The sequence below is a fragment of the Pseudoalteromonas sp. MelDa3 genome (genome assembly GCF_002863625.1).
Lineage (GTDB): Bacteria > Pseudomonadota > Gammaproteobacteria > Enterobacterales > Alteromonadaceae > Pseudoalteromonas > Pseudoalteromonas arctica.
In genome coordinates this window covers 21066-30668 of sequence record NZ_PJBR01000061.1, presented here as the reverse complement: position 1 = coordinate 30668, position 9603 = coordinate 21066, and the positions used below count along the sequence as shown (strand labels likewise).

General features: G+C 35.9%; 6 protein-coding genes and 1 pseudogene. 4 read left to right on the top strand and 3 right to left on the bottom strand.

Annotation, left to right across the window (positions count from 1 at the left end; translation table 11 throughout):
• Nucleotides 1–260, bottom strand: a pseudogene (locus CXF89_RS12230) (GGDEF domain-containing protein); the annotation flags it as partial.
• 384 nt (nt 261–644) lie between these two features.
• On the opposite strand from CXF89_RS12230, the gene CXF89_RS12225 reads away from it, so the two are divergent.
• Entirely contained in the window at nt 645–1538 is an 894-nt protein-coding gene (locus CXF89_RS12225; protein ID WP_024591870.1) for a cation diffusion facilitator family transporter, read from the top strand.
• A 54-nt stretch (nt 1539–1592) separates the two neighbouring features.
• Here the strand turns inward: CXF89_RS12225 and CXF89_RS12220 are convergent, their stop codons facing one another.
• Nucleotides 1593–6092: an EAL domain-containing protein gene (locus tag CXF89_RS12220; protein WP_121954737.1), complete on the bottom strand. Its 4500-nt coding sequence runs from the start codon at nt 6090–6092 to the stop codon at nt 1593–1595.
• 166 nt (nt 6093–6258) lie between these two features.
• Here CXF89_RS12220 and CXF89_RS12215 point away from each other — a divergent pair, with 166 nt between their 5' ends.
• The 3 genes from CXF89_RS12215 to CXF89_RS12205 all read left to right on the top strand — a co-directional run bounded on the left by CXF89_RS12215 (nt 6259) and on the right by CXF89_RS12205 (nt 8933).
• Nucleotides 6259–6810: a hydrolase gene (locus CXF89_RS12215; RefSeq protein ID WP_121954736.1), complete on the top strand. Its 552-nt coding sequence runs from the start codon at nt 6259–6261 to the stop codon at nt 6808–6810.
• Nucleotides 6811–6958: 148 nt separating this feature from the next.
• On the top strand, nt 6959–8425 hold the full coding sequence (locus tag CXF89_RS12210; protein WP_121954735.1) for a methyl-accepting chemotaxis protein: 1467 nt from the start codon (nt 6959–6961) through the stop codon (nt 8423–8425).
• Nucleotides 8409–8933 (top strand): DUF6436 domain-containing protein, encoded by a 525-nt coding sequence (locus CXF89_RS12205; RefSeq protein ID WP_121954734.1) that lies wholly within the window; start codon nt 8409–8411, stop codon nt 8931–8933. Before CXF89_RS12210 ends, CXF89_RS12205 begins: the two co-directional genes overlap by 17 nt.
• Before the next feature lie 61 nt (nt 8934–8994).
• On the opposite strand, the gene CXF89_RS12200 is transcribed toward CXF89_RS12205, so the two are convergent.
• Nucleotides 8995–9552, bottom strand: coding sequence for a TMEM165/GDT1 family protein (locus tag CXF89_RS12200; RefSeq protein ID WP_121954733.1), 558 nt, complete (start codon nt 9550–9552; stop codon nt 8995–8997).
• Between the last annotated feature and the right edge of the window lie 51 nt (nt 9553–9603).

Below are 9603 nucleotides of genomic sequence, written 5' to 3'. Positions count from 1 at the left end.
AAAGCAAACTGGCATTGATTATTTGCTGTAAAATAGTCTAAGAATAGATCTTCGATTAACAGTTCTTTTTTACTGTGATGATTGGTCAAAGTGATGTGTGCAAAATCAATTTTATTAAAATGTGATTGGTCTTTTAAGCCAAACAAGTCCTGTGCTTGGCTGTTAACTTTAAATATATTTTCATTGGCATCATAAAGTAATACACAAAACGGCAGTAACTCCAAGTTTCGCCATATTTCATCTGATAGGTTATTACTCACTCAACTCTCCATGTGTTTAAGCCACAATTAAATTGTTATCTATTGTATTTTTTATTGTTTTTACTTGGGCGTGTTAATCGTCCTTAGATCGAGCTCAAAGGGCAGCGCATGTTTTGTATTTATACTGCGTTATTGCCTATTTATGGGGAATAGCCACACTACATAGACTCTGCCTTGCCTAAAAAACAAAAATACTACTGCAAATTCAACCACCGAAGTTCAACAAGCCCTACTAATTATTAGCACATTTTTTTTGATTTACTAAGTTTTTAGTGCGTTTGAGGGCGGTACGTATTATAATTGGTACTGTATATCATTACCCTTTTCTACTCTAAGCCACCTTTGGTTTATTTGCACTTTAAGTATAGGTTATTCAAGCATTTCATGACAGAAATCACTACACACCAAGCTTCTCGTCGTCGGTTACTTATTGCGCTAGCAATTACGTGTTCGTTTATGGTAATTCAGGTTATAGGTGCTTATTATTCTAATTCGCTTGCTGTACTTGCCGATGCGGGGCATTTGTTTGTTCACAATAGCTCGTTATTCATCGCACTGATTGCATCAAGTCTCGCTATTCATTTTGCTAAAACCTATAACGATGGTCATCAAAGAGCCGAGCTTTTGGGTGGTCTGGTGAACGGATTTTTATACCTAGCAATCAGTTTAATTATTTTGTATGAAGGTGGTGAGCGCTATATACACCAGCATGAAGGAAATGAGCTGGCTATTAATAGTTATTTAATGTCGGTTATTGCTGCTATTGGTTTTTTGTTTCATGGTGCTGCTGCATGGGTTTTATATAAAGGCCGCAAAGCGAGTATTAATGTTTACGCGGTATTTTTACATTCATTCTTTGATTTGATTTCTACCGTATCGACATTTGTGGCTGGTATTCTTATATATTTTACGGGCTGGGTTGTTATCGATATTTTATCGAGCATGTTAATCGCCTCTTTCGTGTTGTTTACCGGTATTAAGGTTATTATTAGTTGTATAAAAGGTTTACGCTTAAATAAGGCAAAACTCCCTAAAGTAGCAGATATTGAAAGTGAGATTACAGATATGGAGCATGTTCACAATGTCCATAACGTCACTGTAACGCGTAAATATAAGGGTGTAGTAGTCGGGGCGCACGTTGTACTTAAAGAGCATTGTACTATTGAAAAACACGATGAAGCATGTCGTATGAAGGTAGAACAACTGTTAGCTGAAAAATTTAATGTACGCAATAGTGTATTACAAATTGAAAGCCACGAATGCCATCACATTCACTAATACAAACTAATAGACATAAAAGCGTGTAAAACTTATTAGCACGCTTTTAATGTTTCAAATCAAATCAATGATATTGCTAAAACAATCGCTTTTACGTAAGTCTTTAGCATCCATTGGCCTTGCAAAGTAATAACCTTGCAGTACAGTACATCCAACCTCGGCTAAAAAGATCATCTGTTCGCGCGTTTCTACTCCTTCTGCAATACAGTAAAGATCTAGGTTTTCGGCCAATAAAAGAATGGTCTTAATAATCGATTCATCCCCTTTATCTATACCAATACTGTTTACAAAGCTTTGATCTATTTTAATAACATTAATAGGAAATTGGCTCAAGTAGGTGAGTGACGAGTAACCGGTACCAAAATCGTCAAGTAGTAATTTAAACCCAGCAGCTTTTAAGTTTTGTAGCTGCTTGGCTGCTTTGAGTTTATCTTCTAGTAAAATACTCTCTGTTATTTCAAGTCTTAATTGTCTTGGATGAACTTGAGAGTCCGCTAATATGGACATTAACCGCTGGGTTATGTTTGTTTTTAAAATGTGTTTAGGCGATAAGTTTAAAGATATATAAAACAATGGGTTTGCGCTAAGTATAGGTGCAATTTCAATAAGAGCTCGTTGCAATGCTTGCTCAGTAAGGAGTTCTATTAAACCGGTTTCTTCTGCTACCGGTATAAAAAGTGCTGGGGATACCAACTGTCCTTGATTGTTCCAGCGCATGAGTAACTCCACGCCATTTATCGTTTTTTCTTCTATGTCGATGATAGGCTGATAGTGATTAAAAAATCGGTTGTCTTTCACTGCATCTTTTAAATCATTTTCGAGCAGTAACTTTTGTTTTATCAGCTCATTCATTTCATCGCTAAAAAACTTAAAGTCGTTTCTACCGCCTTGTTTAGCGTGCATCATGGCTACATCGGCATTACGGATAAGTAAATCGGTGGTTACAGCATCGAATGGGTATAAAGCAACGCCAATACTGGCTGAAATATTAATAGAGAAGTCTTCAATAATTACTTTATTAGCTAACTCATTACTAATTTTTCTTACTGTATCGCGAAGAGACTGAAGCGATTTTATATTTTGAATCAGCACTAAAAATTCATCACCACTTTGTCGGCCAAGTTTTGCGTTTGCGCCGAGCATACCGTTCACTCTTTGGGTAATATTACACAAGAGCTTATCGCCAACTGCGTGGCCAAAAGAGTCATTAACAGGTTTAAACTTATCTAAATCAATAAATAATAATGCGCATTGTGTATTACTTTCATTGGCATATTTAATCGCTTTTTCAATGTTTTGATACATTAAACTACGATTTGGGAGATGCGTTAGAGGATCAAAATTAGCCAAATAGCGCAATTCGTTTTCAGCACGTTTTTGCTCGGTTAAATCTGTAATAACCACCACATAGTAACTTGCAGTATCTTTTGTAACTGCTGTGGCACTTATATGAATTGGATGTTCGTTATTTCTTGCTGTTTTTATATAAGCATCACTTTGCCAGTTTTCTGTCGGTTTTAATTTTTTTAAAATACCAGCAAACTCTTTACACTTATCTTTACCAATCGCTTTTATGAACAATTTAGGACTAATTTTAGTGGCTACTTTTTCATTTGAAAATGTTTCAATAAAACTGTTGTTCGCAGAAAATGGCATTAAATGTTTATCGAGTATAAGGAGCCAGTCATTTATTTGGCTGAACGCTTCACCTAAAATTTTTGCTTGTTGCTCGTTAGCACGTTGCGCTGTGATATTAGTATATATGCCAGAAACATATAACGGCTCATTTGTTTGAGGATCATATATAACTTGACCTGTATCTTGATACCATAACCAATGGCCATCTTTGTGCTGTAAGCGATAGGTTGCTTGCCAGTTTTGTTGTTTTTTGTATTTGAAGTAGTTTTCCCATTGGTTTTCAAAACGACGTCGATCATCAGGGTGTATTAGCGCCAAAAATTGTTCTATGTGTACGCGTACAGGCAAGCCTGTATAGCCTAATTCACTTCCTCTGAGCGTACTTACGGAAGCATCTTTAAAATTATAATCCCACACGCCACTTTTGTTATTTTTAAGCGCGAGTTCTGTTTGCTTTTGCGAATGAATAGTCGCTCTGTGGGCTTGTTCAATTGCAACTTGGCGGCTGCGGTATTGCCAAAAAATGAAAAACAACACGGCAATTATTAAAATTACATAGGCGGCAATAGCAAAGGGCGATTTCCATGGTGCGTAGGCTACGTTGATGTTGAGTGTGGCTGGTTCGCTTGTAACAATACCATCGCGATTATGTGCTGATATTTTTAGTGAGTAACTACCAGGTTGAAGCTTTGTGAAAAACACTTGATTAGATTGTAAGTCTTCATATGTAAGGGACGTAGGCCCTAAAAGGGTAACTTTATAATACGCTTTGTCTATATTGGGGTAAGAAAAGTTAGAAAAACTAACCGTCAACCCCATATCTTCATAACTGAGCTCAAGTGGTTGGCTAAGATATTGATGAGGGTAATAATTGAGCTCTTTGGTAAAAAGATTTATATCAGTAATCGCTACATTATTTTTTTTAAATAACTCTTCTTCATCAAAGTCTAGAGGGTCAAAGAGTAGAGCTCCGACATTGCTGCCAAAAATTAGCCTGTCATCATTTAACGTTGTTGCAGCTATAGGAGTAAATTGGTTTATATTCAATCCGTCCTTTACTGAATAACTCACCACATTAAGTGTATCTAGGTTTATTTGATATAAACCATTGTCAGTACTTGCCCATAAAAAACCATTTTCATCAGGAAGTAACGAATAGATAGAGTCAGTATTAAATGAATTTTTTAATCCTATGTAGTGTTTTCTCTCATAAGTAACTGGGTCAACACCAAGCAAGCCTTCGTGGGTGGTTGCCAACCATAAAATATTCCGTTTTGAGTCTAAGTAAAAGTTTTCTACAGTGTAAAAAATATCTTCTTTAGGATTAAAAGACTGAAATATAGTCGTTAAAGTTTTCTTTTTTTCGTTGTACCTAAAAAAACTTTTTGATGTACCAAGTACAAACTCTTCAGGATGTGTGTCGAGGGGTTTATAAAAAGCATAAGAAAATAAAGGGTCGACTTGCTCTTTGAGTCCCTTAATAATTCTTGTTTTTCCGGTTGTTTCATTAAAAAGATAAAAATTATCATCAGACATAAATGCATATTTATTTGCAGCAACTTGGGCAAAACCAAATAAACTAGGCTGGTTAATTATATTATTTTCTGTATCTTTATTTTCAATAACTTTACCTGTTTGCTTATCAAAAAGTTTAAACCCGTTAAAAGTAACAAGCCAAAGAAACTGCTCATCTCCAATCGAAGACGCAAAAATATCAAATACCGCAGATGCTCCGTATATCGCTTTTGAGTCGGTCGAGCTTAAATATACTTCACTCTTATTTGTTACTTTGTCGTAGCGCGCAATTCCATCTTCTGTTCCTAACCATATAATATTATTTTTACCCTGGTAGGCCGCATGAATAGTATTGTTACCGGGTAAAAAAATATGTTTAAACCGTCGGGTTTTAATTGGCCAGGTAAACACGCCCTGGGTTCTAGATGCGAGCCAAAGCACGCCGGACTTATCAATCATTAGATCGTTGATTGAGTTTTCACTAATATTAAACTTACTTTTTTCATAATTTAATATGAACTCTAGTTCTTTGGTTTCGCGGTGATAACTGAATAATCCTTCTTCGGTTGCTACAAACTCACCGTAAGCAGTATTGGCATAATCCCATATATTATAATTAGGTATTAATGTTGTGATGTCTGCTGCAGATATATTTTTATCACTATTAAATGCTACCCGATACATTCCTTCGACAGTACCGACAAGTAATCCTAATTCATTATCAACACTTAAAAATTTGACGTTTATATTATCTATCGTATTTTTTTCAGGGGGATGAAGAGGGATTTTTACAAGTTCTGAATTATCTATATTTGCAGTGTATAAACCATCATTTGTACCAATATATAAAGAGTTTTTATATATCGTTAATGACCTAATGTAGTCACCTTCATTTGGTAGAGCTAGCTCAAGTGTAAAGCGTTTACTCGTCTCATCAAATGTATATATTTGACCATCTATGGCGAAGTAAAAAGTATTTTGTTTTTGGGTCATCGCGGAGATTGGAGAAAACATCTTTTGCTCTTTGTCTATTTGACCTGAATAGATTTTTTCGGTTTTTAAAGTGAGGGGATCTATTATAAACGCACCAGAAAGATCAGTTGAAACGATAATCTTTCCGTCGTCGGCTTTAAATAACGCATAAATATAGTGTTTATCTAAGCCAAAGCCACCATTAAAAGTTTTTACTTTATATCCGTCAAAGCGATTTAAACCTTGTTGGGTAGCTATCCAAATATAGCCAATTTCATCTTCTTGTGTCTGCAAAACGTAACTTTGCGAGAGACCTTCGTCAGTAGAAATTCGTTGTAATTGTTGAGCATAGTTTTGTGATGCAAAAGTGCTTTGGATGCATAGTAAAAAAACAATGGTGATATGAAAAAAAAGTTTGCTCAAACGCACTTATAAACACTCTCAGTGGAGGATAGGATGATACTTAGCTAGATAGTAAATATAGCATAAGTTTTTATTTTTTAATTACAAATAATATACGTAAAGTTAAAAGCTCTATTTTCAAATAGTGAGCTAATCTATATAGATAACAGTTAATGTTCATAAGGAGAGTATAGTGGTTTTATCTAATATTGATGCAAAAAATAGCGTGTTATTAATAATAGACTTACAAGAGTTGCTTGCTCCTGCAATTAAAGACTTTCCGAATATTTTAAAAAGTACATTGCAGTTAGCGCAGGCGGGTATTATTTACGGTGTCCCAGTCTTAATAACCGAGCAATATGTCAAAGGGTTGGGCGAGACTAATCAGCAAATTAAAAATACGTTACCTAATGCTGCGTATTTTCATAAAACGTACTTTAGTGCGTGTGCAGAGCCTGGCTTTGTTGATAAGTTAAAAAGCTATGGTAAAAAGCAAGTTATTGTTGTTGGCACTGAAGCACATGTGTGTGTTTTACAAACATGCTTAGATTTAATAGAAAATGGTTTTGAAGTTATTATCGTACACGACGGAGTTGGCTCGAGAAATCCGCAACATAAAAATTTGGCGATTGAACAGCTACGCCAAGCTGGTTCGGTAATTTCATGCGCTGAAATAGTTATTTTTCAATGGACAAAAAAAGCAGCAACGCCTACGTTTAAAAAAATACTGCCTATAATTAAGTAGACCGCATGTATATAATGTAAATTAAATGTATTATTTTTTAATGTGTCGGTAGTTTATTATTGTGTTCAGTAAACTGAAACTCGTTTTTACACGTATATTGCAGACTGCTTTATAAAACAACAATGCAAACAACAATTTTAAGGTTTTTATGTCTAGTATTGGCCGGTTATTTACAATTATTTTCAGTCTTTTGTTTGTCGAGTCTATCGCTATTGGCTTGTATTTCGACACATTAGCGCAGGCCTTTATGATAGGTTTGCCATTGTGTTTATTACCTATATGGCTTTTAAACACACAAGGGGACAGCCCTGTTACCCCGCATGTCGTAGCTGCCGCCATAATGATGTTTTCTTTTTTGCACATACAACAAACTTTTGGGTTGATTGAAGTCCATTTTGAAATATTTATTTTAATGCCCATGTTAATTGTTTTTGTACAATGGCGAGTGTTTATTACTGCAATTGTATTCGTGGCAGTTCATCATTTGTCTTTTTATTATTTACAAACTCAAAATACAGGGTTTTACGTATTTGACCCTGATAGGCTTGCTTTTACTACGGTGCTTATTCATGCTGGATACGCAATAGTTGAAGTGTTAGTTGCAGGCTACATTGCTGTAATGTTGCAACGCGAACGTCGTGCTGGCTTATCTTTAAGTTATGCGACAGAGCAAATAATGAAAGACCCTGAAAACATTAAACTCTCTCTTCGCGCTGATGACACTAAAAGTGAGGCTGTAGCAGGGTTTAACACGTTACTAGATTACTTATCGGATGTTATTAAGCAGGTACAAACTCAATCAGAATCACTGCAAAAAAACTCACAAGAGCTTATACATGTTCATGATCAGTTGGCGGGTGGTGCAGTGCAGCGTACACAACAAACTGATGATATTGCTAATTCTGGCGCTCAAGTTGCTAATGGTTTTAAACTTGTAGAAGAAGAAAGTGAGGTGCTAAAGCGTCAAGTAGACCATATTACACAAGCTGCGAGCGACGCATTAAAAGAAGTTCTTCAAACAGATGCTAAAAGTAGAGAGCTGTTAACACTACTTAACCATACTGAAGAAAAAATAAACCTCTTAGTGGCTGCGGGTGATGTTATTTCAGGCCTTCTTAATGAGATATCAGGTATTGCTGAGCAAACAAACTTACTTGCTTTAAATGCTGCTATTGAAGCTGCCCGTGCAGGCGAACATGGTCGAGGTTTTGCTGTTGTTGCTGATGAGGTAAGATCTTTGGCTAACCATAGTAAAGCAACAACAGATAAAATTAGTCTAACATTAAAAGATCTTGTTAATAATAGTAAAACGTCAACACAATCAATGAGTCAGTGTGTGAATTTTGTAGTTGATTTAACAAGTATTAGTGCTGCAATGAAAGAAAATATTTCAGCAATGAGCGAGCAAATAGCCGCAGTATCTTCAAGTTCTGATTCAGTTGCACAAGTTGTAGCTGAGCAGGCAGGTAATACTGAATTAATAGCAAGCAGTACTGATACTATGCGACAAAATCAGTACCAAGATACGCAAATAGTGCAGCAGTTAACCGCTAAGGTGCAGTTAATCGATGTAAGTATTGATGTGTTAGAGCAAAGCATTGCCAAGTTTAAATAAATCTAACTCTTTCGTATTTTCGCTTATAGCTACATGGCTTATTTGTGTTGTTGCAGGGTTAGTTTATTTTCAATTAGAGCAGCTAAAACCGTTTGATAGCTCAAAAATTTTAATGCAAAAACATTGGTTTAGTAATTTTAAAAAGCAATTGGATTGGGTTGATAATGGTGAGCCCTCTTTAGTGCTTATAACAGAAAAAAACTGCGGGTGTACTATACAGGCTAAGCCACATATTTCATCGCTAACTTCTTTTGCTACGAATAAAGGCATAAAGATTGTGGAAGTTGAATTAACACCAATTCTTAAACACATTATTCCGGCAACGCCTGCTGCTGTTATTATTAACAAAGCGGGTGAATTTGTTTATGCAGGGCCGCTCTCCGAAGGATTAGCTTGTGCTCAGGGAAGTGGTTTTGTTGAAACTGTGGTCACTAATTTAGCTGCAGGTTTTAACTCAAACCTCTTAATTACACAAACCAAGGGATGTTACTGTGTAAATAATGCATAAATAACGTGCAGAAAAAACTAAAGCTCGCACTTAAATTAACAGTGGCGAGCTTTAACATTGATTAAATTGTAACTAAGCCATAAATACCTAATGACACAAACACACAAGCAGCAATAGCACGTACGGTGTTTAAAGATATTCTTTTTAGTAATGCATTACCAGCGTATATAACAGGGACATTAGCAATTAGCATACCTAACGTGGTTCCTACCGTTACCCAAAACACAGACTGATATTGTGCGCCTAGCAACACCGTCGCTATTTGTGTTTTATCACCAATTTCTGCAATAAAAAATAATACAAAAGCGACTAAAAAAGCTCCGTAGCTATCATATTTACTACTTACAGCTTCGTCCTTGTCTGGAACTAGCAACCAAAGTCCAACTACAATAAAGCTTATGTTTACAAGCCAAGGTAAATATTCAGAAGAAAAACTATTATTTAACCACTGCCCAAACCATGCTGATAAACCATGATTGAGTAAGGTTGCGGCTAAAATACCAAGAATAAGCGCGCCTTTATTACGAAAACGGGCGGCTAACAGGAGCGATAAAAGCTGGGTTTTATCGCCTATTTCGGCAAGTGTGACAGTGACGGTTGAGGTTAAAAAAACTTCCATTATTGATTCTTACAGGCGGGAATACTAAACCAAGGCAAACAACTATCTCCC